This is a genomic window from Aeromonas sp. R3-1, from assembly GCF_040908345.1.
In the GTDB taxonomy this organism is placed as follows: Bacteria; Pseudomonadota; Gammaproteobacteria; order Enterobacterales; family Aeromonadaceae; genus Aeromonas; species Aeromonas veronii.
Genome location: NZ_JBFODN010000031.1, coordinates 1 through 24,345, shown reverse-complemented (window position 1 = coordinate 24,345; position 24,345 = coordinate 1). Strand labels below are relative to the sequence as shown.

General features: G+C 58.7%; 26 protein-coding genes. 23 read left to right on the top strand and 3 right to left on the bottom strand.

The window, feature by feature from the left end; all coding sequences use genetic code 11:
- Nucleotides 1-8: 8 nt before the first annotated feature.
- From secF to nlpI, 3 genes are all read left to right on the top strand, one after another.
- Complete coding sequence (secF, locus tag AB5Y85_RS01925) at nt 9-956, top strand: protein translocase subunit SecF (protein ID WP_005337322.1); 948 nt, start codon at nt 9-11, stop codon at nt 954-956.
- 84 nt (nt 957-1,040) lie between these two features.
- A complete protein-coding gene (locus AB5Y85_RS01920) occupies nt 1,041-1,409 on the top strand; it encodes a rhodanese-like domain-containing protein (protein WP_257687574.1) in 369 nt (122 codons plus the stop codon).
- Between the two features lie 90 nt (nt 1,410-1,499).
- Nucleotides 1,500-2,444 (top strand): lipoprotein NlpI, encoded by a 945-nt coding sequence (gene nlpI / locus AB5Y85_RS01915; protein ID WP_005351017.1) that lies wholly within the window; start codon nt 1,500-1,502, stop codon nt 2,442-2,444.
- A gap of 65 nt (nt 2,445-2,509) precedes the next feature.
- Here nlpI and AB5Y85_RS01910 read toward each other — a convergent pair whose 3' ends face one another.
- Nucleotides 2,510-3,382, bottom strand: a complete 873-nt coding sequence (locus AB5Y85_RS01910; RefSeq protein ID WP_257687573.1) for a U32 family peptidase — start codon at nt 3,380-3,382, stop codon at nt 2,510-2,512.
- Between the two features lie 11 nt (nt 3,383-3,393).
- The gene (locus tag AB5Y85_RS01905) at nt 3,394-4,389 is read right to left on the bottom strand and encodes a peptidase U32 family protein (protein WP_257687572.1); all 996 of its coding nucleotides are present in this window, start codon (nt 4,387-4,389) and stop codon (nt 3,394-3,396) included.
- A 189-nt stretch (nt 4,390-4,578) separates the two neighbouring features.
- Here AB5Y85_RS01905 and AB5Y85_RS01900 point away from each other — a divergent pair, with 189 nt between their 5' ends.
- Nucleotides 4,579-5,112: an SCP2 domain-containing protein gene (locus AB5Y85_RS01900; RefSeq protein WP_005344837.1), complete on the top strand. Its 534-nt coding sequence runs from the start codon at nt 4,579-4,581 to the stop codon at nt 5,110-5,112.
- Here AB5Y85_RS01900 and AB5Y85_RS01895 read toward each other — a convergent pair.
- Complete coding sequence (locus AB5Y85_RS01895; protein WP_088869226.1) at nt 5,065-5,481, bottom strand: hypothetical protein; 417 nt, start codon at nt 5,479-5,481, stop codon at nt 5,065-5,067. The two genes, AB5Y85_RS01900 and AB5Y85_RS01895, sit on opposite strands and share 48 nt — an antisense overlap.
- A gap of 188 nt (nt 5,482-5,669) precedes the next feature.
- On the opposite strand from AB5Y85_RS01895, the gene trmJ reads away from it, so the two are divergent.
- From trmJ to der, 19 genes are all read left to right on the top strand, one after another.
- Nucleotides 5,670-6,392, top strand: coding sequence for a tRNA (cytosine(32)/uridine(32)-2'-O)-methyltransferase TrmJ (gene trmJ / locus AB5Y85_RS01890; protein ID WP_257687571.1), 723 nt, complete (start codon nt 5,670-5,672; stop codon nt 6,390-6,392).
- Between the two features lie 92 nt (nt 6,393-6,484).
- Nucleotides 6,485-6,988 carry a Fe-S cluster assembly transcriptional regulator IscR gene (gene iscR / locus AB5Y85_RS01885; RefSeq protein ID WP_026035025.1) on the top strand — a complete coding sequence of 168 codons (504 nt, stop codon included), beginning with the start codon at nt 6,485-6,487 and terminating at the stop codon, nt 6,986-6,988.
- 53 nt (nt 6,989-7,041) lie between these two features.
- Complete coding sequence (locus AB5Y85_RS01880) at nt 7,042-8,256, top strand: IscS subfamily cysteine desulfurase (protein WP_204479008.1); 1,215 nt, start codon at nt 7,042-7,044, stop codon at nt 8,254-8,256.
- A gap of 41 nt (nt 8,257-8,297) precedes the next feature.
- Nucleotides 8,298-8,681, top strand: coding sequence for a Fe-S cluster assembly scaffold IscU (gene iscU, locus AB5Y85_RS01875; protein WP_005333813.1), 384 nt, complete (start codon nt 8,298-8,300; stop codon nt 8,679-8,681).
- Between the two features lie 15 nt (nt 8,682-8,696).
- Nucleotides 8,697-9,020 carry an iron-sulfur cluster assembly protein IscA gene (iscA, locus tag AB5Y85_RS01870; protein WP_005333812.1) on the top strand — a complete coding sequence of 108 codons (324 nt, stop codon included), beginning with the start codon at nt 8,697-8,699 and terminating at the stop codon, nt 9,018-9,020.
- 118 nt (nt 9,021-9,138) lie between these two features.
- Entirely contained in the window at nt 9,139-9,657 is a 519-nt protein-coding gene (gene hscB, locus AB5Y85_RS01865) for a co-chaperone HscB (protein ID WP_005351031.1), read from the top strand.
- Nucleotides 9,658-9,685: 28 nt separating this feature from the next.
- Nucleotides 9,686-11,533: a Fe-S protein assembly chaperone HscA gene (gene hscA / locus AB5Y85_RS01860; protein ID WP_005351033.1), complete on the top strand. Its 1,848-nt coding sequence runs from the start codon at nt 9,686-9,688 to the stop codon at nt 11,531-11,533.
- Nucleotide 11,534: 1 nt separating this feature from the next.
- Nucleotides 11,535-11,873: an ISC system 2Fe-2S type ferredoxin gene (fdx, locus tag AB5Y85_RS01855; RefSeq protein ID WP_005333808.1), complete on the top strand. Its 339-nt coding sequence runs from the start codon at nt 11,535-11,537 to the stop codon at nt 11,871-11,873.
- A 173-nt stretch (nt 11,874-12,046) separates the two neighbouring features.
- A complete protein-coding gene (gene pepB, locus AB5Y85_RS01850; protein WP_257687570.1) occupies nt 12,047-13,351 on the top strand; it encodes an aminopeptidase PepB in 1,305 nt (434 codons plus the stop codon).
- A complete protein-coding gene (gene pepB, locus AB5Y85_RS01845) occupies nt 13,348-14,631 on the top strand; it encodes an aminopeptidase PepB (protein WP_257687569.1) in 1,284 nt (427 codons plus the stop codon). Before pepB (AB5Y85_RS01850) ends, pepB (AB5Y85_RS01845) begins: the two co-directional genes overlap by 4 nt.
- A 267-nt stretch (nt 14,632-14,898) precedes the next feature.
- The gene (gene ndk / locus AB5Y85_RS01840) at nt 14,899-15,327 is read left to right on the top strand and encodes a nucleoside-diphosphate kinase (RefSeq protein WP_005333805.1); all 429 of its coding nucleotides are present in this window, start codon (nt 14,899-14,901) and stop codon (nt 15,325-15,327) included.
- A gap of 167 nt (nt 15,328-15,494) precedes the next feature.
- Nucleotides 15,495-16,598: a bifunctional tRNA (adenosine(37)-C2)-methyltransferase TrmG/ribosomal RNA large subunit methyltransferase RlmN gene (locus AB5Y85_RS01835; protein ID WP_005344856.1), complete on the top strand. Its 1,104-nt coding sequence runs from the start codon at nt 15,495-15,497 to the stop codon at nt 16,596-16,598.
- An 11-nt stretch (nt 16,599-16,609) separates the two neighbouring features.
- Complete coding sequence (gene tapF, locus AB5Y85_RS01830) at nt 16,610-17,401, top strand: PilW family type IVa pilus biogenesis/stability lipoprotein TapF (protein ID WP_085943024.1); 792 nt, start codon at nt 16,610-16,612, stop codon at nt 17,399-17,401.
- A complete protein-coding gene (rodZ, locus tag AB5Y85_RS01825; protein ID WP_069527795.1) occupies nt 17,391-18,359 on the top strand; it encodes a cytoskeleton protein RodZ in 969 nt (322 codons plus the stop codon). The genes tapF and rodZ overlap by 11 nt, the downstream gene beginning before the upstream one ends.
- Nucleotides 18,360-18,369: 10 nt before the next feature.
- Nucleotides 18,370-19,485, top strand: coding sequence for a flavodoxin-dependent (E)-4-hydroxy-3-methylbut-2-enyl-diphosphate synthase (ispG, locus tag AB5Y85_RS01820; RefSeq protein WP_005333801.1), 1,116 nt, complete (start codon nt 18,370-18,372; stop codon nt 19,483-19,485).
- A 138-nt stretch (nt 19,486-19,623) separates the two neighbouring features.
- Nucleotides 19,624-20,901: a histidine--tRNA ligase gene (hisS, locus tag AB5Y85_RS01815; RefSeq protein ID WP_005351051.1), complete on the top strand. Its 1,278-nt coding sequence runs from the start codon at nt 19,624-19,626 to the stop codon at nt 20,899-20,901.
- A gap of 3 nt (nt 20,902-20,904) precedes the next feature.
- Nucleotides 20,905-21,555: a tetratricopeptide repeat protein gene (locus AB5Y85_RS01810; RefSeq protein ID WP_021229680.1), complete on the top strand. Its 651-nt coding sequence runs from the start codon at nt 20,905-20,907 to the stop codon at nt 21,553-21,555.
- On the top strand, nt 21,548-22,732 hold the full coding sequence (bamB, locus tag AB5Y85_RS01805) for an outer membrane protein assembly factor BamB (RefSeq protein WP_005333796.1): 1,185 nt from the start codon (nt 21,548-21,550) through the stop codon (nt 22,730-22,732). The genes AB5Y85_RS01810 and bamB overlap by 8 nt, the downstream gene beginning before the upstream one ends.
- A 74-nt stretch (nt 22,733-22,806) precedes the next feature.
- A complete protein-coding gene (der, locus tag AB5Y85_RS01800) occupies nt 22,807-24,303 on the top strand; it encodes a ribosome biogenesis GTPase Der (RefSeq protein ID WP_005333794.1) in 1,497 nt (498 codons plus the stop codon).
- Nucleotides 24,304-24,345: the final 42 nt, after the last annotated feature.

Genomic DNA, 24,345 nt, shown 5'->3' with positions numbered 1-24,345 from the left:
ATAGAGAGATGTTTCAGATTCTACATTTTGAAAAACCGATCCCGTTTATGCGCTATGCCAAGCCGGGTGTGGTTTTCTCTTCCGTGCTGATGGTGGTAGCCCTGTTCTTCCTGTTTGATCGGGGACTGAACTGGGGTCTGGACTTTACCGGTGGTACCACTATCGAGGTGGGGTTCCAGCAGTCGGTGAGCCTGGACAAGATCCATGACGCTCTGGAAGAGCAGAAGATTGAAGGGGCAACCCTGCAACACTTTGGCTCCAGCCGTGACGTGCTGTTCCGCCTGACCCCGAAAGAGGGGGTCAAGGTAGAACAACAGGGTAACGAAGTGCTGGCGGCGGCCAAGCAGCTCGACGAGGGCGCAGTGCTCAAACGCGTCGAGTTCGTCGGCCCTTCCGTGGGTGATGAACTGGCGACAGACGGTGCGCTGGCCATGCTGGCCTCCATCCTCTGTATCCTGGCCTACGTGGCAGTGCGTTTCGAATGGCGTCTGGCGCTGGGGGGCATTCTCTCCCTGGTGCACGACGTGGTGATCACGCTGGGTGTCTTTGCCTACTTCCAGTACGAGTTCGACCTGACCGTACTGGCGGCGCTGATGACCCTGGTGGGTTACTCCCTGAACGATACTATCGTGGTGTTCGACCGCTTGCGGGAGAACTTCCGCAAGGTGCGTAAAGGGGATACCGAGTACATTCTGGATCTCTCCATGACCGAGACCCTGAGTCGTACCATCATCACCTCCGGCCTTACCTTTATCGTGGTGCTGGCGCTGCTGCTCAAGGGCGGTGCGCTGATCCACGGTTTTGCCGTGGCCATGGTGATCGGTGTGGCGTTCGGTACCTACTCCTCCATCTATGTGGCGAGTGCGTTTGCCATGTTCCTCGGCGTCAAGCGCGAGCACATGCTGCCAACCCAGGTAGAGAAAGAGGGTGCGGACCAACAGGAAATCCTGCCGTAACAGTGAAGAGCGCCTCATGGCGCTCTTTTCTTATCTCTGCGTGTCGTTTGCTGACGCACATGATTTAAACAACAGGAGTTTGTCATGCATCACAATCCCCGTTTTTTGGCGCTGGTTGACGGGATCCGCTCCGGCATCACCGAAACCGATGTTCACCAGATCAAGCGCTGGCAGGATGAAGGGCGCACGTTTCACCTGATCGACGTGCGGGAAGAGAGCGAGTGGGCCAAAGGCCATCTGCCCGGTGCCCGATATCTGGGTCGTGGCGTGATTGAGCGGGATATCGAGACCCAGTTCCCGGATCTCGAGACCGAGCTCTACCTCTATTGTGGTGGTGGTTTTCGCTCAATTCTGGCGGCGGACAACCTGCAACAGATGGGTTATCGCAAGGTGATCAGCGTCGACGGCGGGTTTCGCGGTTGGTGCGATGCCGGATACCCTGTCGAATCCTGATTTATTTGAGGTAGAGGGGCACAGCTACATGACAAAGCAGCTGTTGACCTTTACCATATGCGGGGTCAAGCGTAAGCGTCGGAGTGTTCATTGAACGTCAGGAAAGGGATTGGATACCTCCTCGGTATCCTGTTGTTGCTTCCCATGTGGGGTTGCAGCAGTAGCAGTCAGGTTAACACCCCCAAGGTTCCCAAGCCGCAGCCTGCTTCACTGGTGTTGGCGACCCCCCTGCAGGTCTCCTACCAGAGTGAGCTGGCGCTCGCCCGACTCGGGCAGATGCTCAGTGAAATGGAACTGACCACCGAGCAACGGGCAGAGTTGTTCTATGAGCGTGCCGTGGTGTTTGATCGGGTTGGTCTGCGTTCCCTCGCGCGGCTCGATTTCAACCGTGCCCTGCGGGAGAAGCCGGATTTCGCCGAAGCCTACAACTTCATCGGCGTCTATCTGGTACAGCAGCAGAATTACGACGAGGCCTATGATGCCTTCGATTCCGCCCTCGAACTGGCGCCGGACTATGACTATGCCTATCTCAACCGTGGCATCGCCCTCTATTACGGTAACCGTCCCGAACTGGCCGCGGCCGATATGAAGCGTTTCTACGAGGCGCAGCCGGAAGACCCCTATCGGGTGATCTGGCTCTATCTGGCTGAGCAGAAACTCGACCCGTCGGCCGCCATGAGCCGGATGCGCGAGCGTCTCAACAAGTACGATGACGACGCCTGGAACTGGGATCTGGTTCGCCTCTATACCGGCGAGATCAACGCTTCCCAGCTGATGGGCAACGTGGTGAAAGGGGTGAAGGATAACCGGGAGCTTGCCGAGCGCCTGTGTGAAACCTACTTCTATCTGGGCAAGTTCGAGTTGGGCAAAGGCAACCGCAAGGAAGCCATCAGCTACTTCAAGCTGGCCTTATCCAACAACGTCTATGACTTTATCGAGCACCGCTATGCGCTGCTGGAGCTGGAGTTGATGGCGCGCAAACCCTTGCCGCCTGGTGCCCAGAGCGCTCGTAACAAGGGTGATCAGCCCTCCTGATCCACTGCCAGATAGTGGTAAAAAAGGCCTCGCGATGAGGCCTTTTTGTTGGGCGTATGGCGGGCTTATTCCACTAGGCTCATGCCGGGGATCTGGCGCCAGTAGCCGTTGCAGTCGCTTCCTTGCTGCAAGGAGAGGGGAGCCTGGCCCTGCCGGTTGGCTTTGAAGCGGGCCAGCATCTCCAACGTATTCATCCCTTGCGGCGAAAGCCTGACCACATCTACCAGACCTTCCATACCAGCCAGCTCGTTACCCAGGTTATAGCAGTAACCGGACTGGGTCTGGATCCCGTTGAGATTGAACACCCGTTGTCCCTCGCGGCTGTTGGCCAGTCGTCCGGTGGGGTAGTTGATGCAGGCGAGCTCGCAGTTGTCTTTCGGTTTGTCGAGGGAGCGGGCGGTGAAGCAGCGCGCCGAGTAGGCGAGCGGCAGATGGCCGTAGGCAAACACCTCCACCTCAAATTGGTCGCGCAGGGAGCCCAGATCCATATTGAGCTGGATCAGCCAGTCACGGGAGAGCTCCACCGGCATGACCCAGCGTTTCATCCCCTGTTTGAGCAGCATGCGCAGCACATCGGCGTTATAGGCGTTGATGGCGGGGCCACAGACGAAGGGGAGCCCTGCCTCCCAGGCGAGTTGCACCGTACCGAGATCGTTGGCTTCGACCATCAGGTCGCCATTGTCGACCAGCCGCTTCACCTCCTTGAGTTCGGAGGGGGCGGAGATAAGGGCGAGGGTCGAGAGCACCACCTGCTTGTCGGAGCAGGCCATCTGACGGGCCAGCGCAATCCAGTCATCGACTTTGAGTTCGCGCCGCTTGCTGCAGACGGTCTCCCCCAGATAGATGATGTCGGCCTGACTGTCGGCAGCGGCATGGTAAAAGGCTTCGGTATCGGCTTTGGGCCAGTAGAAGAGCAGAGGCCCGAGAGAAAATTGCATGGGTGGACTCCTTATTGCCACTGACGATGGTAGGCGCCGAGGGTAGTCTGGCTACCTTCGGAGACGCGGGCTAGCTGGGCATCCCACTCAGCTTTAACCTGATAGGCCCCGGGATTGGCCTGATAGGCATCGATGGCCGCACGCCACACCCGGGTCACTTGCTCCACATAGGCGGGGCTGCGCTGGCGCCCTTCAATCTTGACCGACTGGATCCCGGTCTTGAACAGCTCGGGCAGGAGACCCAGGGTATTGAGACTGGTGGGCTCTTCCAGCGCGTGGTAGGTCTGGCCATCCACGTCGAAACGCCCCTTGCAGAGGGTCGGGTAACCGGCATTTTCGCCCGGGCCATAGCGGTCGATCAGCACCTCGTTGAGTCGCGACTCGAGACCATTCGGGGTCTCTTCCCAACGGACGAACTTGGCCGGTGAGCAGGCGCCGACGGTGTTGGGACTCTCGCCAGTCATGTAGGAGGAGAGATAGCAGCGCCCCTCGGCCATGATGCAGAGGCTGCCAAAGGCGAATACCTCAAGGCCAACATCGGTCTCGCGGGCCAGCTGCTTGACCTGATGCATGGAGAGTACCCGGGGCAGCACCACCCGTGTGACATTGAATTGCTGCTGATAGAAGCGAATGGCGGCGGCATTGGTGGCGCTGGCCTGCACCGAGACATGGAGTTCCATCTCGGGGTAGTGGCGGCTGGCATATTCCAGCACAGCGAGATCGGCGATGATTAACGCATCGGCGCCGAGGGCCACCCCGCGATCAACCGCCTGTTTCCATCGAGTATCGGCCCCGGGATGGGCAAAGGTATTGATGGCAATATGCAGCTTGCGACCATGTTGATGCACATAATCTACCGCCTTCTCCAGTTTGCTGTCGGTAAAGTTGAGACCGGCAAAGTGGCGGGCATTGGTGTCATCCTTGAAACCGATATAAACGGCATCGGCCCCGTTATCCACGGCGGTTTTCAGTGCCGGCAAACTGCCTGCCGGACAGAGTAATTCCATTGGTACGCTCCGAGAGTGCATATGAAGGGCAAACGAGCCCTGATTGTATGCAGCCATGCACTCCCGCTTTTTGACCTGAGGCAGCTTTGTGTGGCTTTACCCTTCTTGAGGTAACCCTGCACAAGTTTGATTTCCAACAGGATCTTGACACTCTCCCTGTGTTTGAATGCGCAAAAAAGGGAGTCTATCGTGTTTCAACAACTGCAACGCCGCCTGGTCGAACAGGCTCCGCGCTTCTTGCGCCATCCCCTCAAGCTGGTTCCCTTCAATCTGCAAAAGCAGCTGATGGAGAGTTTGCTGGCCCGGGTTTTCAAAGAGGCTATCGAAGATGGCGATTTCGAGTTTCTGGCAGACAAGTGGCTGAAAGTCGAAGTCTCTGATCTGGAGCTGTGCTGGTTTATCAGTGAGCAGAATGGCCAGCTGGTGGTGGCTCGCGAGTGTGACAAGGCCGATGTCTGCTTCAGCGGTACCGCCAACGACCTGATCCTGATTGCCGGTCGCAAAGAGGATCCGGATTCGCTCTTTTTCCAGCGCAAGCTGAAGATAGAAGGGGATACCGAACTGGGTCTTGAGGTGAAAAACTTGATGGACAGTCTGGATCTCGATGGCTTGCCGAGCCTGATGAAGTATCCCCTGATGGATCTGGCGACGTTTATCGAACGGGCCCGCACCGAGTCAGCGCAGGCTCCGGTGCAGACGGCGCCGGGCGGGATCCCGTCTTAAGTGGACAATCACCCCATGGGCATGGCGACGATAATGGTGCCGTGCCCAGAGGCAACGACAGGCCCACAGACAGGGCACCAAGGCGATGAGTGCCGCAGGGGCGGGCAGCTGTGACATGGCCAGCCCCGCAGCCAGCCAGATGAAGGGCTGCGCTTCATACAGCCACTCCGGCTGTAGCCAGCGTTTGTTCGGAAAGATAATCAGATCGGTACGTCGGTAGCTGGAGCGCATCATCCAGGTCACCGCTCCGGCGATAAACAGCAAGGTGCCTGCAAACCAGAGCAGGGGCTGATCACTCAACGTAATAATGGCAATGGCTGCCAGCAGGTAGAGGCTGGGCAATCTCTCATAGATAAAGGGAGGAAGCATGGCGTTGTGTCTCCTGTGCCGTTTATCGGATATCCATCAAGTTTAGTCCCCCCTCTCTCACTTCCCTCATGCTGGTTTGTTATACAAACAGGTGGTTTTGTTCTGAAATGGCTCGGCTTTTACGGTGCCAACATCGTGTTCTCTTATGTTACAATTGCGCGCCATTTTTGACTGAAGAATGACTGGGCATGTTGGATCAGATTCGTATCGTTTTGGTAAACACCTCTCATATCGGCAACATGGGGTCTGCGGCACGTGCCATGAAGACCATGGGGTTGACCCAGCTGGTATTGGTTGATCCGCAAGCCTTGCCGGATGACAATGCCTTCGCCTTGGCGGCTGGTGCCAGCGATGTGCTTGCCAATGCCCGTATCGTCCCGACACTGGATGACGCGATCGCCGATTGTGGTCTGGTCATTGGCACCAGCGCCCGCTCTCGAACCCTGAGTTGGCCCATGCTCGATCCCCGTGAAGCTGGCGAAAAGTCGGTGGTTGAGGGGATGCAGCACCCGGTCGCCTTGGTGTTTGGTCGTGAACGCACCGGCCTCACCAATGACGAGCTGCAAAAGTGCCACTACCACGTGGCCATTCCGGCCAATCCTGATTACAGCTCTCTCAATCTGGCCATGGCGGTGCAGACCCTCTGTTACGAAGTGCGGATGCGCTGGCTAAAGGGGCAGGCCACCGAGCCTGAAGATGAGATGGTCTATCCGAGTACCGCCCAGCTGGAAGGGTTCTATCAGCACCTGGAACAAACCCTGATGAAGACCGGTTTTATTGCCGATGACCATCCGGGTCATGTAATGAGCAAGCTGCGTCGCCTGTTCAATCGGGCTCGGCCGGAAGCAGCTGAGCTCAACATTCTGCGCGGGATTCTGACCTCGGTGCAGAAAGCGCGCGTACCGGATTAATCCGACTGATTTACTCAACCATATACTTGACTGATTTGGTCGGGTATGTGACCATGTGCCCCATTAAATTGCTTCGCAAGACGGTAAGGCACATGAGACTGACTTCAAAAGGACGTTACGCTGTAACCGCCATGCTCGACGTGGCGCTGCATGCAGAGCAGGGGCCCGTCCCCCTTGCCGATATTTCCGAGCGCCAGGGCATCTCGTTGTCCTATCTCGAGCAGCTCTTTGCCCGCCTGCGCAAACATGGTCTGGTGAGCAGCGTGCGTGGCCCGGGCGGTGGTTATCGCCTTGGGTTGGCCCCAGGCGAGATTTCGGTTGGTCAGGTGATCACCGCGGTCGATGAGTCGGTCGATGCAACCAAGTGCCTCGGCAAGGGCGGTTGCCACGGCGGTACCCAGTGCCTGACTCACTCCCTGTGGCGCGACCTGAGTGAGCGGATCTCCAGTTTCCTCGGTGATATCACCCTGGCTGAGCTGGTACGCCAGGCCGATGTGCGCCGGATTGCCGGCAAGCAAGATGAACAAATGAAGACCGTGTTGTCCCTGGTTGATCGGGCAGAACACGGCGATGTGAGCTTGAAAGTCCAACTATAAACGTGCTTTCCACAGCGGGACTCTGTATGACCCGGACTGTGACGGAGAAAAACATGAAACTGCCTATTTACCTTGATTATTCGGCAACCTGTCCGGTGGACCCGCGTGTCGCAGAAAAAATGATGCAGTGTCTCACCATGGATGGCCTGTTCGGCAATCCGGCTTCCCGTTCTCACCGCTTTGGCTGGCAAGCCGAAGAGGCGGTGGATCTGGCCCGTAATCAAGTGGCAGAGCTGATCGGTGCCGATCCCCGCGAGATCGTCTTCACTTCCGGTGCGACCGAATCCAATAACCTGGCCATCAAGGGTGTTGCCCACTTCTATGCCAGCAAGGGCAAGCACATCATCACCTCCAAGACCGAACACAAGGCGGTGCTCGATACCTGTCGCCAGCTGGAGCGTGAAGGGTTCGAGGTGACCTATCTTGAGCCGATGCCAAACGGCCTGTTCACTATCGAGATGATCGAGAATGCCATGCGTGATGACACCATCCTGGTCAGCATCATGCATGTGAACAACGAAATCGGCGTGGTTCAGAACATTGCCGCCATCGGTGAGTTGTGCCGTTCCCGCAAGATCCTGCTGCACGTGGATGCCGTTCAGAGTGTGGGCAAGATCCCGGTAGATGTGGAAGCACTGAAAGTGGATCTGCTCTCCGTCTCTGCGCACAAGGTGTATGGTCCGAAAGGGATCGGTGCACTGTTTGTTCGCCGTAAACCCCGCGTTCGTCTGGAAGCCCAGATGCACGGTGGCGGCCACGAGCGCGGCATGCGTTCCGGTACTCTGCCGACCCACCAGATCGTCGGGATGGGCGAAGCTTTCCGCATCGCCAAAGAAGAGATGGTGAGTGAAGGCGAGCGTATCTTGGCTCTGCGCCAGCGTCTGTGGAATGGCATCAAGGATATTGAAGCCGTCTACATCAATGGCGATCTGGAGCAACGTGTTCCGGGCAACCTCAACGTCAGCTTTGCCTATGTGGAAGGGGAATCCCTCATCATGGCGCTGAAAGATTTGGCGGTCTCTTCCGGTTCGGCCTGTACCTCCGCCAGCCTGGAACCCTCCTATGTGCTGCGCGCACTGGGTCTGAACGACGAGCTGGCACACAGCTCCATCCGTTTCAGCATGGGGCGCTTCACCACCGAGGAAGAGATTGACTACGCGGTCAAGCTTATTCGTGACTCCATCGGTCGTCTGCGCGAGATGTCCCCACTGTGGGAGATGTACAAAGACGGCGTCGATCTGAACACGGTCGAATGGGCTCATCACTGATCTATCTGGTCAGTGAGCAACAGAATTAGCAGGAGTGAGATATGGCTTACAGTGAAAAAGTAATCGACCACTACGAGAATCCTCGCAACGTCGGTGGTTTCGACAAGAATGATCCCAGCGTTGCAACCGGCATGGTCGGTGCGCCCGCCTGTGGCGACGTGATGAAGCTGCAATTGAAGATCAGCGATGAAGGCATCATCGAAGATGCCAAGTTCAAGACCTACGGCTGCGGTTCTGCCATCGCCTCCAGCTCCCTGGTGACCGAATGGGTCAAGGGCAAGACTCTGGACGAAGCGGCTGGCATCAAGAACACCGATATCGCCGAAGAGTTGGCCCTGCCACCGGTGAAGATCCACTGCTCCATTCTGGCCGAGGACGCCATCAAGGCCGCCATCGCCGATTACAAGCAGAAGAAAGGTCTCTAAGCGCCGGAGAGCAGTATGGCTATTACCATGACAGATGCCGCCGCGGCACGGGTTTCCTCTTTTCTGGCTAACCGGGGCAAGGGCATTGGCCTGCGCCTCGGCGTCAAAACCACCGGCTGCTCCGGTCTTGCCTACGTGCTTGAGTTCGTTGATGAACTGACCGATGAGGATCAGGTGTTCGAGCAGCAGGGCGTCAAGATTATTGTTGATGCCAAGAGCCTGATCCATCTGGATGGCACCGAGCTGGATTTCGTCAAGGAGGGCCTCAACGAGGGCTTCCAGTTCAACAATCCCAACGCCAAAGGCGAGTGTGGTTGCGGCGAAAGCTTCAGTGTCTGAGCTGTTTGACGTCAATGATCCTTCGTCTGTGGTTGAGCGGGTTGCCCATGACCCGTTCAACCACATCTCATTTGCCAGGGGCGAGTGAGGTTGTGGCGAACGTTTCCAAGAGGTTTGCATGAATCATTTCGAGCTGTTTGGGCTGGTTGAAGGCTTCGAGCTCGATACCCGTCAGTTGGCTGATACCTACCGCCAGCTGCAAACCCAATTCCATCCTGATCGTTTTGCCACAGCCCCCGAACGGGAGCAGCTGGCTGCGGTGCAACGTGCTGCCCAGATCAACGAAGCATTCACCACCCTAAAGGCGCCGCTGCGCCGTGCCGAATATCTGCTCTCTCTGCGTGGCACCGATATCCGTGGTGAACAGCAGACTCTGCAAGATACCGCGTTTCTGATGCAGCAGCTGGAGTGGCGCGAGCGTCTGGCCGATCTGAAAGATGACGCCGACCCTGAGCGCGCCATCAAGGATTTTCGCAGCGAGATCAGGCATGATCACCAGATGTTGATGCAGCAGCTGACCGAGTCTCTTGCCGCTGGCAGAGATCTCGTTGCCGCTGATTGCGTTCGCAAACTCAAGTTTGTCGACAAGCTCCTCGAAGAGCTGGAACGATTCGAAGACTCGCTTCTCGAGTCTTGATCCTTTAACGCTGGAAGTTTCATTACCCATGGCATTACTGCAAATCGCCGAACCCGGCCAGAGCGCTGTTCCTCATCAGCACAAACGTGCCGTCGGCATCGATCTCGGCACCACCAACTCTCTCGTCGCTGCGGTTCGCAGCGGTCACGCCGATACCCTTTGCGATGAGCAAGGGCGCGACCTGCTCCCGTCAGTGGTGCACTATCAAAGCGACGCCATTCGAGTCGGAATAGATGCCAAGCGCGAAGCGGCGCTCGATCCTCACAACACCATCGTCTCGGTCAAACGGATGATGGGCAAGGCGCTGGCCGATATCGATACCCGCCAGCAGCCTTACCAGTTTGTTGCCGCCGACAATGGCATGCCGCAACTACAAACCCGTCAGGGGCTGGTCAATCCGGTACAGGTCTCGGCCGAAATTCTCAAAAAGCTGGCCGAGCGTGGCGCCCAGACACTCGGGGGCGATCTCGATGGCGTGGTCATTACCGTGCCCGCCTATTTCGATGATGCCCAGCGTCAGGGCACCAAGGATGCGGCCCGTCTGGCCGGTCTGCACGTACTGCGTCTGCTCAACGAGCCGACCGCGGCCGCGATTGCCTATGGCCTTGACTCCGGTCAGGAAGGGGTGATCGCGGTTTACGATCTGGGGGGCGGCACCTTCGATATCTCCATCCTGCGTCTGCACCGCGGTGTGTTTGAAGTGATGGCGACCGGCGGCGATTCCGCCCTCGGCGGTGATGATTTTGATCACCTGCTGGCGGACTGGATCAAGGAGCAAGCGGGCCTCTCCGGCGAGCTGGATGCCCATCTGCAGCGCGAGCTGCTGGATGTGGCCGCTGCCGTCAAACACGGCCTGACCGATGCCGAGCAGGTGGCGTGCACCTTTGCTGGCTGGCAGGGTTCAGTGAGCCGTAGCCAGTTTGATGAACTCATCACCCCGCTGGTGAAACGGACCTTGCTGGCTTGTCGCCGCGCCCTGCGCGATGCCGGTCTCGAGCAGGTGGAAGTGCTGGAAGTGGTGATGGTCGGTGGCTCCACCCGGGTGCCGCTGGTGCGTGAACTTGTGGGCGAGTTCTTCCAGCGTACGCCGCTGACCAGTATCGATCCTGACAAGGTGGTCGCCATTGGCGCCGCCATCCAGGCCGATATTCTGGTGGGCAACAAGCCCGATGCCGAGATGCTGCTGCTGGACGTTATCCCCTTGTCGCTGGGTCTGGAGACCATGGGTGGCCTCGCCGAGAAGGTGATCCCGCGCAATACTACCATCCCGGTTGCCCGCGCCCAGGAGTTCACTACCTTCAAGGATGGTCAGACCGCCATGGCCATTCACGTGGTACAGGGTGAACGCGAGTTGGTGGCCGATTGCCGCTCCCTGGCCCGCTTTACCCTGACCGGTATTCCGCCGATGGCAGCCGGCGCCGCCCATATTCGCGTCACCTTCCAGGTGGATGCGGATGGTCTGCTCTCGGTCAGCGCCATGGAGAAATCCTCCGGCGTGCAGGCCGAGATCCAGGTCAAGCCCTCTTACGGGCTGGCGGAGCAGGATATCCTCAACATGCTGAGTGCCTCCATCGAGAACGCCCAGCAGGATATGGATGCCCGCATGCTGGCCGAGCAGCAGGTTGAAGCCGACCGGGTGGTCGAGAGTCTCAATGCGGCGCTGGCCGCCGATGGCGATGCCCTGCTCAATGCTGCCGAGCGTGCCGAGATTGATGCCGCCATCGCCCATCTGCTGACCATGCGCAACAGCGGCGCAACCCATCAAATCAAAGAAGCCATTGAGGCAGCCGATGCTGTCAGTGGCGAGTTTGCAGCCCGCCGGATGGACGCCTCCATCCGCAAGGTGCTGACCGGACAAAACGTCAACAAGGTGTAATATGCCAAAACTGATCATTCTTCCTCATCCCGTACTCTGTCCGGATGGCGCCGCCCTTGAGGGACAAAGCGGCGAGACCATTCTGGATGTGGCGCTGCGCAACGGTATCGAAATCGAGCACGCCTGCGAGAAATCCTGTGCCTGCACTACCTGCCACTGTGTGGTGCGCGAGGGCTTTGACTCGCTCGAGCCAAGCGACGAGCTGGAAGACGACATGCTGGACAAGGCGTGGGGGCTGGAGCCGGAATCGCGCCTCAGCTGCCAGGCAAAATTGGCGGACGAGGATCTGGTGGTGGAACTGCCCAAGTACACCCTGAACCTTGCCTCTGAACGCCATTAATTACACATGAGTGAATTGCACGTGCAGCATCCTGTGGTGCTTCAGTGATATGGTGGAAGGCCGTGACCCTCGGGGGCACGGCCTTTTTTGTATTCGTTATTCTCTCTTTGCCAATAAGCTCTTTCCCATAAAGAGTGCTTATACATAGTGCCAGTAAAAAGGAAGCAAACACGATGGCTGACATGATGAAGGTAGCGTTATCCACCCAGGCTGCGGCCGCCTATTGGGGCGAGGGCGCCCAGCTCAGTTTCAATGGCGATGAGGCACTGATCCATCTTGGTGCCGCCGGTCAGGAGAAGGATGTTCTGCGCACCGTTCAGCGCGCCGCCCGTCGCCTCGAATCGAGCGGGATCAAGCGGGTGACGCTGGTCGGTGAAGGCTGGGATCTGGAGCGTCGCTACGCGTTCGCCCAGGGTTTCTACGCCGCCAAGGGAGCGCGTGAACTGGATTTCGGCCAGCAGAGCGATGCGGACGCCCGTGAACTGGATGCACTGCTCAAGGCGGCTCGCTGGGTACGTGACATCACCAATGGCTGTCCGGAAGAGATCTACCCCATGAGTCTGGCGGAATCGGCCCTGTTGCTCATTCGTGGGCTGGCCGGGGATCAGGTTACAGCTCGCATCACCGCCGGTGAAGCGCTGCGCGAGTCCGGCCATATCGGGATCTGGTCGGTTGGCCGTGGCAGCGAGCGCGAGCCTGTGCTGCTGGAGCTCGACTACAACCCGACCGGTGATCGCAATGCGCCCGTGGTGGCGGCGCTGGTGGGCAAGGGGATCACTTTTGATTCCGGTGGCTACTCCATGAAGTCCTCTGACAACATGCTGCCGATGAAGTCCGATATGGGCGGCGCGGCCATGGTGACCGGCGCGCTGGCGCTGGCTATCAGCCGCGGTCTGAACCAGCGGGTGAAGCTCATTCTCTGCTGCGCCGAGAACCTGGTCTCCGGCCACGCCTTCAAGCTGGGCGACATCCTCACTTACAAGAATGGGGTTTCGGTCGAGATCCAGAACACCGATGCGGAAGGTCGTCTGGTGCTGGCCGATGGCCTGATGGCGGCCTCCGACAGCGGTGCGGCTTATATCCTTGACGCAGCCACCCTGACCGGCGCCGCCAAGATGGCGCTGGGGCGTGACTACAATGCGGTGTTTGCCCTCGATGAGACCGAACAGCTGCGTGCGCTGGCCGCCGCCAAGGTGGAAAACGAACAGGCGTGGGCGCTGCCGCTGGAACCCTGGCATGCCAGCCAGCTCACCTCGGCCTTTGCCGATCTGGGCAACGTCGCCTCGGCAGAAGGCACGGCCGGTGCCACCACGGCTGCTGCGTTCCTTTCCCGCTTCGTGCGTGATGAGGGCAAGGGTTGGGTGCACCTGGATCTGGCGGCCTCTTATCAGAAATCGGGCAACGATCTGTGGGCGACCGGCGCCAAGGGGCACGGTCTGCGTACCATCGCCCGCTGGCTGCAGGAGGTGACCGCATGAATGTCTGGTTAAGTCGTGAATTTGCACCGGCCGAGTGGGGGGAGGGGGCGCTGCTCTCTCACCGTGCCGACGGCATGGTGATCCATCTGGTGACGGCCAATCCGCTGCTCGATATCCAGCAGGCGGGCCGTCGCCTCTGCCAGCAGGGGATCCAGAAAGTGACCCTGGCTGGTCACTGGGAGCGTGAACAGCAGTGGGCTTTTGCCCAAGGGCTGCAAACCCCCAAGGCGGAGGTGCAACTGCAGTGGGCCATGTCCTCGGAAGAGGACAGAGAGGAGCTGGAAGCGCGTTGGCTCTGCGGCCGCTGGGTGCGCGAGATGACCAATGCCACCCCGGAGCAGTTGGGCCCGCTGGAGCTGGCGGTGGAAGCGGCCTCCTTTATAACCGAGCTGGCGCCGGACAAGGTGAGTCATCGCATTTTGAAAGGCGAAGCGCTGCAACAGGCGGGCTGGGTCGGCCTTTACCAAGTGGGCCGCGGCAGTGCGCGCGAACCGGTATTGCTGGAGCTCGACTTCAACCCGGGGCGTGACCCCAAGGCGCCGGTGGCGGCAGCGCTGGTGGGCAAGGGGATCACCTTTGACTCCGGCGGCTACTCCATGAAGAGTTCCGAGGGGATGCTTACCATGAAGTGCGACATGGGTGGTGCGGCGATTGTCACCGGTGCACTGGCGCTGGCTATGCTGCGCGGGCTCGACAAGCGGGTGAAGCTGATCCTCTGCTGCGCCGAGAACCTGGTCTCCGGCCACGCCTACAAGCTGGGCGACATCCTCACCTACAAGAACGGCACCACGGTCGAGATTGTGAATACCGATGCCGAGGGGCGGCTGGTGCTGGCCGACGGTCTGCAACTGGCGAGCGAGTCCGGCGCACCGCTGATCATCGATGCCGCGACCCTGACTGGCGCAGCCGTGATGGCGCTGGGTGGGCGCTACAATGCTCTGTTCGGCCTCGACAAAGGGCTGGTAAGCCGAGCCATGACTTATGCCGATGCCGAGCATGAGCCAGCCTGGCCGCTGCCACTGGAGCCCTGGCACCGCCAGCAGTGCCCCTCCCATTACGCCGACACGGCCAACAGCCGTCCGGTGAAGGGGGGCGGGCCGGGTGGCGCCTCCAACGCGGCGGGTTTCCTCTCCCGTTTCGTTGCCAACGAAGGGATGGGCTGGTTGCATATCGATCTGGCCGCCTGCTTCAGTGACAACGGTGACAGCCTGTGGGCACCAGGGGCCAATACCCTGGGGATGCGCACCATAGCGCGGGCCTTGCTGGCGGAAGCCAAATAGGCGAGACAAGGCACCTTCGGGTGCCTTTTTCATGCTGTTCGAATTATGAACAAAAGATGGAGTTTTGGCGGCTTAAGGTAACTATCGTGCGCAAGCGCACATATTTTCCGGCTCTGCTCGGTCAAGATGAGTGTGGATGTTGATTGCAAGGGAGTGATGTTTAATAAAAAGTTGCTTGTTTGTGTGTTTTTCCGGTTTTTGTTTACGTATAATCGCCAGCGAACATGGATTCTAACAATAAAACTCTGTAGTTAAGGAAAGATATCAATGGCCATCGAACGTACCTTCTCTATCGTCAAACCGGATGCTGTCAGCAAGAACCTGATCGGTGCCATCTATAGCCGTTTCGAAAGCGCAGGCTTGAAAGTGGTGGCATCCAAAATGCTGCACATGAGCAGTGAACAGGCTGCCGGTTTCTATGCCGAGCATCAGGGCAAGCCTTTTTATGACAATCTGGTCAGCTTCATGACCTCTGGCCCTGTCATGGTGCAGGTGTTGGAAGGGGAAGACGCCATCCGTCGCAATCGCGAGATCATGGGGGCTACCAACCCGAAAGAGGCGCTGGCTGGTACCTTGCGTGCCTGTTATGCCGAGAGCATCGATCGCAACGCAGTGCATGGCTCCGATGCTCCGGCATCCGCTGCCCGCGAAATTGCCTACTTCTTCTCTGACAACGAGATCTGCCCGCGCGGCTGATTTTTGTGGATGATGACCCAAGGGAGCCTCGGCTCCCTTTGTTGTTTTCGCCGTTTACGCAATATCCCTCTATTCTCCAGGTGGAAAGCCAGACCCATTATTTGTACAATGCCGCCCCCTGACGTCGTCAGCCAATAATTGATGAAGTGTTTGAACTGAGGCCATTGATGAGCGAAACAAAAATCAACCTGCTGGATCTTGATCGGGATGCCATGCGTGCCTTTTTCGTCGAACTGGGCGAGAAGCCATTCCGGGCAGATCAGGTCATGAAGTGGATCTATCACTTTGGGTGTGATGATTTCGATCAGATGACCAACGTCAACAAGGTGCTCAAAGAGCGCCTCAAGGCAATCGCCGAGATCAAGGCGCCCGAGATCAGCCGCGAGCAGCGCTCTGCCGATGGCACCATCAAGTGGGCCTTGCAGGTGGGCGATCAGGAGGTCGAGACCGTCTACATCCCGGAAGATGACCGCGCGACCCTCTGCGTCTCCTCTCAAGTTGGCTGTGCGCTGGAGTGCAAGTTCTGCTCCACGGCTCAACAAGGCTTCAACCGCAATCTGAAAGTCTCCGAGATCATCGGTCAGGTGTGGCGTGCGGCCCGCGTGGTCGGTGGCAAGCGTCCCATCACCAACGTGGTGATGATGGGGATGGGCGAGCCGCTGCTCAACCTCGCCAATGTGGTGCCCGCCATGCGTCTGATGATGGATGACTACGGCTTTGGCATCTCCAAGCGCCGGGTGACCATCTCCACCTCTGGCGTGGTACCTGCGCTGGACAAGCTGGGTGACCAGATCGACGTGGCGCTGGCTATCTCCCTGCACGCCCCGAACGACAAGTTGCGTTCAGAGATCATGCCGATCAACGACAAGTACAACATCGAGGAGTTCCTCGCCGGTGTCCGTCGTTACCTGGCCAAATCCAATGCCAACGGTGGTCGGGTGACCGTCGAGTATGTGCTGCTCGATCATATCAATGACGATATGCAGCATGCGCACGAGCTGGCCAAGGTGCTCAAGGACACTCCGAGCAAGATCAACCTGATCCCGTTCAACCCCTTCCCGGGCAACCCTTACGGCAAGCCGAGCAACAGTCGTATCGATCGCTTCTCCAAGGTGCTGATGGAGTACGGTTTCACCGTGATTGTCCGCAAGACCCGTGGTGATGACATCGATGCCGCCTGTGGTCAGCTGGTGGGTGACGTGATTGACCGTACCAAGCGAACTATCAAAAATCGGATGCAACAGGATGGGATTTCCGTCAAAATGGTTTAAATGCTAAGCCATTGTATAGACAGGGAATGGATACACGTACATTGATCGTAGTGGCAGCGCTCTGCGCGCTGCCAGGCTGTGTGACCGAGACCACTTACGCTGGCCAGAACTCGACCCAGCGTGAAGTGGGTCCTGACCTCAAGGCGGCTGCCCAAACCCGCCTAGACCTGGGTATCCAGTACCTGCGTCAGGGCAATGCCGAGCAGGCCAAGTTCAATCTTGACCGCGCCCTCCAGTATGACCCCTCCAACCCCCAGATCCAGATCGGTTTTGCCTACTTTTACCAGAAGGTAGGAGATTTCAAGGCAGCCGAGACCCATTACAAGAACGCCCTTGCCATGGATCCGTCCAATGCTGACGCAATGAACAACTATGGTGCCTTCCTCTGTGATCGCGGCAGGTATGCCGAGGCAGATCAGGCGTTCAACCAGGCTGTTATTCAGCCAGGCTACGTAAAAATTGCCGATACCTATGAAAATGCGGCACTTTGTGCGCTGCAAAATCGCAGAAATGATAAAGCAGGCGAGTACTATCGCCTAGCCTTGGGGTATAATCCCCGCAATCCAGGGTTATTGCTGGACTTGGCCGAGCTTTCCATGAAAGATGGCAAGCTGCCTGATGTGCAGTCCTACCTCGCCCGTTTTGCCGATGTGTCAGACGAGAACGAGGAGAGTCTCTGGTTGAGACTTCGGCTGGCACAGGCGATGGACAAGCCGGCATTACTTCACCAATTCGGGACTGAGCTGGTAAGGCAATATCCCACTTCGCAACAAGCCAAGCGTTATTTAGCCAATGACTATTGAACAGCAACACGATTTCCAAGACGACTCCCAGGCAGTAGGCCCAGGCCAATTGCTGCGCAACGCCCGTGAACAGCTTGGCTGGACACGAGAACAGGTTGCGTCCCGCATTCACCTTCGTCTGACCCTGATCGCCGCTATCGAATCGGATACCTACGACAAGCACACCTCCCATACCTTTATTCGGGGCTATCTGCGTACCTATGCCAAGCTGGTCGGAATCCCCGACGAGACCATTCTGGCTGCTTACGACAAGCTGGGTCTGACTCCTCCCGACAATATAGACATGCAGAGCTTCTCCCGTCGCTCCCGCCAGCAAGCCAACGACAGTCGGCTCAAGGTGGTGACCTGGCTGGTGATCCTGGTGTTGATTGCGCTCTCGGTCGCCTGGTGGTGGCAGAGTACTTCACGCCGCTCCGCCGGTGATGAAGCGCTGGCAGCCACCGAGATGAGTGCAACCGGTTCGACTCCGGCTGAACCTGCCATCACGCCGCCCGATGCGATCAACACCGCCCCGGTGGAAGGCGCAGCCAACGCACCGGCAGCCACGGACGTGATTGCCCCTGCGGTGGTCTCCGATGCGACGGCTACCCTGGCGCCTGCTTCAGCGGCTATTGCCCCGAACGATGTCAGCGCGGCTGTCGGCACTGCGACCGATGCTGCGGTATCCGGCGCCAATGGCACTGAATCTGAAGAGGCTGTCGTTGATCCGGCGACTGCGCCGCAACTGAAGATGAGCTTCACCGCCGATTGCTGGCTGGATGTGAAGGATGCCAACGGCAAGACCCTGTTCAGTGGTCTGAAGAAGGCCAACGACGAGCTGGTGCTGGAAGGCGCCGAGCCCCTGAAGTTCATCATTGGCGCGCCCATGGCCGTCAAGCTTGACTACAAGGGTCAGTCGTTTGATATGAGCCGTTACAACAACGGTCGTACAGCCCGCTTCTCACTGCCGCAGGAGTAATCTGTTTCCCATGTCTTCTCACGAATCACCCATCATTCGTCGTAAATCCAGACAGATCATGGTTGGTAATGTACCGGTTGGGGGCGATGCCCCCATTACCGTGCAGACCATGACCAATACCAAGACCACAGATGTCGCCGCCACCATCGAGCAGATCCAGCGGATCGAGCGGGTCGGTGCCGATATCGTCCGTGTCTCCGTGCCCACCATGGAAGCGGCGGAAGCCTTCCGGCTCATCAAACAGCAAACCCGCATCCCCATCGTTGCCGATATCCACTTCGACTATCGCATCGCCCTGAAAGTGGCCGAGTACGGTGCCGATTGCCTGCGTATCAACCCGGGCAACATCGGTAACGAGCAGCGGGTGCGCTCGGTGGTCGATTGCGCGCGCGACCTCAATATTCCGATCCGTATCGGGGTCAATGGCGGGTCGCTGGAGAAAGATATCCAGGAGAAGTACGGCGAGCCGACCCCAGAGGCGCTGGTAGAGTCCGCCATGCGTCACGTGGACTATCTCGATCGTCTCGATTTCCAGGACTTCAAGGTGAGCGTCAAGGCCTCCGATGTGTTTCTGGCAGTCGGTGCCTATCGCCTGCTGGCCAAGCAGATTGAACAGCCGCTGCACCTTGGCATCACCGAAGCGGGCGGTTTCCGTGCCGGCGCGGTGAAGTCTGCCATCGGTCTGGGTATGCTGCTTACCGACGGCATCGGCGATACCCTGCGTATCTCGCTGGCGGCGGATCCGGTGGAGGAGGTAAAGGTAGGTTTCGATATCCTCAAATCCCTGCGTATTCGCTCCCGTGGCATCAACTTTATCGCTTGCCCATCCTGCTCACGGCAGGAGTTCGATGTGATCGCTACCGTCAACGCGCTGGAAGAGCGGCTCGAAGACATCATCACCCCGATGGATGTTTCCATCATCGGCTGTGTGGTGAATGGGCCGGGCGAAGCGCTGGTCTCCGACCTTGGTCTGGCAGGTGCCGCCAACAAGAGTGCCTTCTATGAAGGGGGCCAGCGGGTCGATCGGCTCGACAACAAGGATCTCATTCCAACTCTGGAGCGCCGCATTCGCGCCCGCGCCGCCATGCTGGATCCCGCCAACCGGATCCCGATGGACAAGGAGTGAGCGAAACGGGGCCACATTGGGTGGCCCTTTTTCCAGGTGACTGATTTTAAATCCCGCATCCGGATTCCCTGATTTTACCTTGGGGGGGAAAATCCCTATAATGCGGCCAAATTTTACCTCTTTTTCTCGAGTATCAACGTGGCAAAACAGATCCAAGCTATTCGCGGTATGAATGATTGCCTGCCGGAGCAGAGCCCGGTATGGCAGAAGGTTGAACAGATCCTGCGCCAGGTCGTTGCCAGCTATGGCTACAGCGAAGTGCGCATGCCGATTGTCGAGCAGACTCATCTGTTCAAGCGCGCCATCGGTGAAGTGACCGACGTGGTCGAAAAAGAGATGTACACCTTTGAAGACCGTAACGGCGACAGCCTGAGCCTGCGTCCGGAAGGGACAGCCAGCTGCGTCCGTGCCGGTATCGAACACGGTCTGCTCTACAACCAGGAACGCCGGATGTGGTACATGGGCCCCATGTTCCGTCACGAGCGTCCCCAGAAGGGCCGTTATCGCCAGTTCCACCAGTTCGGTGTCGAGCTGTTTGGCATCAACGGGCCGGACATTGACGCTGAACTGATCATGCTGACCCACCGCCTGTGGCGTCTGTTTGGCATCAGCGAGCATGTCACCCTGCAGCTCAACACCCTGGGTCAGAGCGCCGAGCGTGCCGCTTACCGCGATGCGCTGGTGGCCTATCTGGAGCAGTACAAGGAGCAGCTGGACGAAGAGAGCCAGCGCCGCATGTACAGCAACCCGCTGCGGGTGCTCGACTCCAAGGATGAAAAGGTGCAGGCCATTTTGGCGGGTGCCCCGCGCCTGTTCGACCATCTGGGCGAAGAGAGCCTGGCCCACTTCGAGGGGCTCAAGCGCCTGCTCGAGTCTGCCGGTATCAAATACGAAGTGAACGAGCGTCTGGTGCGTGGTCTTGACTACTACAACCTGACCGTGTTCGAGTGGGTCACCAGCAGTCTGGGTGCCCAGGGCACCGTCTGTGCCGGTGGCCGCTACGATGGTCTGGTAGAGCAGCTGGGCGGTCAACCGACCCCGGCCGTGGGCTTTGCCATGGGCATGGAGCGTCTGGTGCTGATGCTGGAGACTCTCGAGCTCAACGCCGATATCCGCCCGGCGGTAGATGTCTATCTGGCGATGGTGGGCGAGGGGACCGAACAGGCTGGCTTCCAGCTGGCCGAGCGTCTGCGCGATGCCCTGCCGGACCTGCGCCTGATGAGCCACTGCGGTGGTGGCAACTTCAAGAAACAACTCAAACGTGCCGACAAGAGCGGCGCGGCAATCGCCCTGATCCTTGGTGAGACCGAGGTGCAAAACGGGGAGATCACTATCAAATATCTGCGTGGTCAGGCCGAGCAACAGACCGTCAAGGTTGACGCCGCCATTGCCCTGCTGGCAGCCAAAGGAGAGTAAGCTGTGGAAGTCTATACCACCGAAGAACAACAAGTTGAGGTTATCAAGGAGTGGTGGAAAGAGAACGGAACCTCGGTGATTGCCGGGACCGTGATCGGTCTGGTCGGTCTGTTCGGCTGGCGCTATTACAACCAGCACCAGCAAGAGACCATGGAGGCCTCCTCCCACTCTTACAACCAGGTGATTGAGCAGCTGGCCAAGGGCGATGCCGCCGGTTTCGAGCAGGCACAGCAGTTTGTCACCGCCAACAAGGGTGACTCCTACGGTGAACTGGCCGCGTTGCAACTGGCTGCCGCTGCCGTCAAGGCGGGCAAGCTGGATCTGGCTGCCGAGCAGCTGGAGCTGGTGGCGACCACGGGTGACGAGAGCATTCGTCCCATCGCGGCGCTGCGCCTGGCCCGTGTACTGAATGATCAGGGCAAGGCAGATGAAGCGCTGGCCAAGCTGGCGACCATCCAGAATGAGGCCTTCAAGGCGCAGGTAGCCGAAGCCCGTGGTGATGTGCTGCAAAAGCAGGGCAAGACCGAAGAGGCTCGTGATGCCTATCAGGCAGCGGCGGATGCCGGCGGCCTGCAGGGTAGCGCCGAGCTCAAGCTGAAAATGGACGATCTGGCCCTGCCGGCCGTTGCGACTGGTGAGGCACCGGATGCGTAATCTATTCAAGATGGTGGCGCTGGGGGCTGCGGTCTCCTTCGCTCTGCAGGGGTGCTCCCTGTTCAGTTCCGAAGAGGATCTCAACCCGATGGCGCCGCTGCCCAAGGTTGAATCTGCCTTCACTGCCGACACCGCATGGTCATCTACTGTGGGTGATGGCATCGGGGACTTCTACTCCCAGCTCAAGCCGGTGGTGGAAGAGGATCGTATCTATGCGGCGGCCCGTGACGGCGATGTCAGCGCCTTTGACCGTGCCAGTGGCGATCGCCTCTGGACTGTCGATCTGGCCGACCTGCCGGTCAACGCCGACAAGCGCAGCGCCCGCCTTTCCGGCGGCCTGGTCTCCCGTTACGGCAAGCTGTTCCTCGGCTCCGAGAACGGCGTGGTCTACGCCCTGAACGAAGAGAATGGCGAAGTGCTGTGGCAGACCAATGTGCCCGGTGAAGTGGTGGCAAGCCCCGCGGTGGAAGATGGCCGCGTGGTGGTGTTGACCACCTCCGGTCGCCTGATCGCCCTCGACACTGATGAAGGTAAGATGCAGTGGTCGCTCTCCGAAGAGCAGCCGCCGCTGACCCTGCGCAGTGCCGGTGCACCGGTGATCACCAACGGCGCAGTGATTTACGGTCGTGCCGATGGCAAGGTGGGCATCGCCCTGCTGAGCAATGGCCAGCCTGTGCGCCAGTCCAAGGTGGCTGATCCGCGCGGTGCTACCGAGCTGGACCGCATGGTTGACGTCGATGCCAGCCCGCTGATCGCCGGTGATGAGCTCTACGCCATCGCCTACAACGGTCAGTTGATGGCGCGCAAACTGATGACCGGCGATGAAGTGTGGAAGCGCAAGTATTCCGGCTATCGCGATCTGGCGATGACCGGAAATGCCATCGTGCTGACCGACAGTCGCAGCCACTTGTTTGCCATCGACCGTCGTAACGGTCTGGAGCTGTGGTCCAACACCCAGCTGGAAAATCGTACCGTCACTGCACCTGTCATCTTCGGTGACTATGTGGTGGTGGGTGATGTGGAAGGATACCTGTATTGGCTTGATCGTACCGACGGTACCATCAAGGCTATGCAGCAGCTCGATAGCAGTGGTCTCTACGCCGCCCCGCTGGTGGATGGCGAGACCCTGTATGTGCAGAGCCGTGACGGCAAGTTGTACGCCCTCAAGCGTCCTTGATCGTCCGATAATGTGAATATCCGGCTCCTGGTCTTCGGACCCGGAGCCTTTGTCGTCTTGAGAATGAGGCTTTTATGACTCCTGTAGTAGCCCTGGTGGGCCGCCCCAACGTGGGGAAATCCACCCTGTTTAACCGCTTGACCCGTACTCGGGATGCCCTGGTTGCCGATTTTCCCGGTCTGACCCGGGACCGTAAATACGGTCAGGCGAAGTTGGGCGAGCTGGAATTTATCGTGGTCGATACCGGCGGTATCGATGGCACCGAAGAGGGGATCGAGCTGAAGATGGCCGAGCAATCCTTGCTGGCCATCGAAGAAGCGGACGTCGTGCTGTTCATGGTGGATGCCCGTGCCGGTCTGACCGCGGCGGATCAAGCCATCGCCGAGCACCTGCGCAAGGCCCACAAGAAGGTATTTCTGGTGGCCAACAAGACCGACGGTATCGACGGTGATTCCGCGGTCTCCGAGTTCTACGGTCTGGCGCTGGGCGAGGTCTACCAGATCGCGGCCGCCCACGGTCGTGGCGTGCTGAGCCTGCTTGAACTGGCCCTGGCTCCCCATCTGGAGACCCTGGTCGACTCCGCTACCGATGAAGATGCGCAGGATGAGGAAGAGGAGGACTTCGATGAAGAAGCCCTGCTGCGCATGGTGGCTGCCGGTGAACTCGATACCAAAGAGGACACCAAGGAGACCCCGTTCGCCGACCTGCCCATCAAGTTCGCCATCGTTGGTCGTCCCAACGTCGGTAAATCTACCCTGACCAACCGCATGCTGGGTGAAGATCGGGTCATCGTCTATGACATGCCCGGCACCACCCGTGACTCCGTTTACATTCCAATGGAGCGTGACGAGCAGAAGTATGTGGTCATCGACACCGCCGGTGTACGTCGTCGTGGCAAGGTGCACGAGACGGTGGAGAAGTTCTCCGTTATCAAGACCCTGAAAGCCATCGAAGATGCCAACGTCTGCCTGCTGGTGATCGACGCCCAGGAGACCATCACCGATCAGGACTTGAGCATCCTTGGCTATGTGCTCCACGCCGGTCGCTCCGTGGTGCTGGTGGTGAACAAGTGGGATGGTCTGGATCAGAAGGTGAAAGAGGATGTGAAGAACGAGCTGGATCGTCGCTTGGGCTTCATCGACTTCGCTCGCGTCCACTTCATCTCCGCCCTGCACGGCAGCGGTGTCGGCCATCTGTTTGAATCTATTCAGGAGGCTTACCAGTCCGCCACCCGTCGTACCAGCACGGCCATGCTGACCCGCATCATGCAGATGGCGCAGGAAGATCACCAGCCGCCGATGGTCAACGGTCGCCGCGTCAAGCTCAAGTATGCTCACGCTGGTGGCTACAACCCGCCGCGCATCGTGATCCACGGCAACCAGCTGAACGACTTGCCGGACTCCTACAAGCGGTATCTGATCAACTACTTCCGCAAGTCCCTCAAGATCATGGGCTCGCCGATCCGGGTCGAGTTCCAGGAGTCGGTCAACCCGTTTGAAGGCAAGAAGAACACCATGACCCTGAGTCAGGAACGTCAGCGCAAACGCCTGCTGAAAATGAAGAAGAAATAAGTCCTTGCGGCTGCCCTCACCGGCAGCCGCTTTGTTATCCTC

What these genes read in the sequence shown, in the direction of transcription:
- secF (WP_005337322.1), top strand. Translation starts at nt 9, where the DNA reads ATGTTTCAGATTCTACATTTTGAAAAACCGATCCCGTTTATGCGCTAT.
- AB5Y85_RS01920 (WP_257687574.1), top strand. Translation starts at nt 1,041, where the DNA reads ATGCATCACAATCCCCGTTTTTTGGCGCTGGTTGACGGGATCCGCTCC.
- AB5Y85_RS01910 (WP_257687573.1), bottom strand. Translation starts at nt 3,382, where the DNA reads ATGCAATTTTCTCTCGGGCCTCTGCTCTTCTACTGGCCCAAAGCCGAT.
- AB5Y85_RS01905 (WP_257687572.1), bottom strand. Translation starts at nt 4,389, where the DNA reads ATGGAATTACTCTGTCCGGCAGGCAGTTTGCCGGCACTGAAAACCGCC.
- AB5Y85_RS01895 (WP_088869226.1), bottom strand. Translation starts at nt 5,481, where the DNA reads ATGCTTCCTCCCTTTATCTATGAGAGATTGCCCAGCCTCTACCTGCTG.
- trmJ (WP_257687571.1), top strand. Translation starts at nt 5,670, where the DNA reads ATGTTGGATCAGATTCGTATCGTTTTGGTAAACACCTCTCATATCGGC.
- iscR (WP_026035025.1), top strand. Translation starts at nt 6,485, where the DNA reads ATGAGACTGACTTCAAAAGGACGTTACGCTGTAACCGCCATGCTCGAC.
- AB5Y85_RS01880 (WP_204479008.1), top strand. Translation starts at nt 7,042, where the DNA reads ATGAAACTGCCTATTTACCTTGATTATTCGGCAACCTGTCCGGTGGAC.
- iscU (WP_005333813.1), top strand. Translation starts at nt 8,298, where the DNA reads ATGGCTTACAGTGAAAAAGTAATCGACCACTACGAGAATCCTCGCAAC.
- iscA (WP_005333812.1), top strand. Translation starts at nt 8,697, where the DNA reads ATGGCTATTACCATGACAGATGCCGCCGCGGCACGGGTTTCCTCTTTT.
- hscB (WP_005351031.1), top strand. Translation starts at nt 9,139, where the DNA reads ATGAATCATTTCGAGCTGTTTGGGCTGGTTGAAGGCTTCGAGCTCGAT.
- hscA (WP_005351033.1), top strand. Translation starts at nt 9,686, where the DNA reads ATGGCATTACTGCAAATCGCCGAACCCGGCCAGAGCGCTGTTCCTCAT.
- fdx (WP_005333808.1), top strand. Translation starts at nt 11,535, where the DNA reads ATGCCAAAACTGATCATTCTTCCTCATCCCGTACTCTGTCCGGATGGC.
- pepB (WP_257687570.1), top strand. Translation starts at nt 12,047, where the DNA reads ATGGCTGACATGATGAAGGTAGCGTTATCCACCCAGGCTGCGGCCGCC.
- pepB (WP_257687569.1), top strand. Translation starts at nt 13,348, where the DNA reads ATGAATGTCTGGTTAAGTCGTGAATTTGCACCGGCCGAGTGGGGGGAG.
- ndk (WP_005333805.1), top strand. Translation starts at nt 14,899, where the DNA reads ATGGCCATCGAACGTACCTTCTCTATCGTCAAACCGGATGCTGTCAGC.
- AB5Y85_RS01835 (WP_005344856.1), top strand. Translation starts at nt 15,495, where the DNA reads ATGAGCGAAACAAAAATCAACCTGCTGGATCTTGATCGGGATGCCATG.
- rodZ (WP_069527795.1), top strand. Translation starts at nt 17,391, where the DNA reads ATGACTATTGAACAGCAACACGATTTCCAAGACGACTCCCAGGCAGTA.
- ispG (WP_005333801.1), top strand. Translation starts at nt 18,370, where the DNA reads ATGTCTTCTCACGAATCACCCATCATTCGTCGTAAATCCAGACAGATC.
- bamB (WP_005333796.1), top strand. Translation starts at nt 21,548, where the DNA reads ATGCGTAATCTATTCAAGATGGTGGCGCTGGGGGCTGCGGTCTCCTTC.
- der (WP_005333794.1), top strand. Translation starts at nt 22,807, where the DNA reads ATGACTCCTGTAGTAGCCCTGGTGGGCCGCCCCAACGTGGGGAAATCC.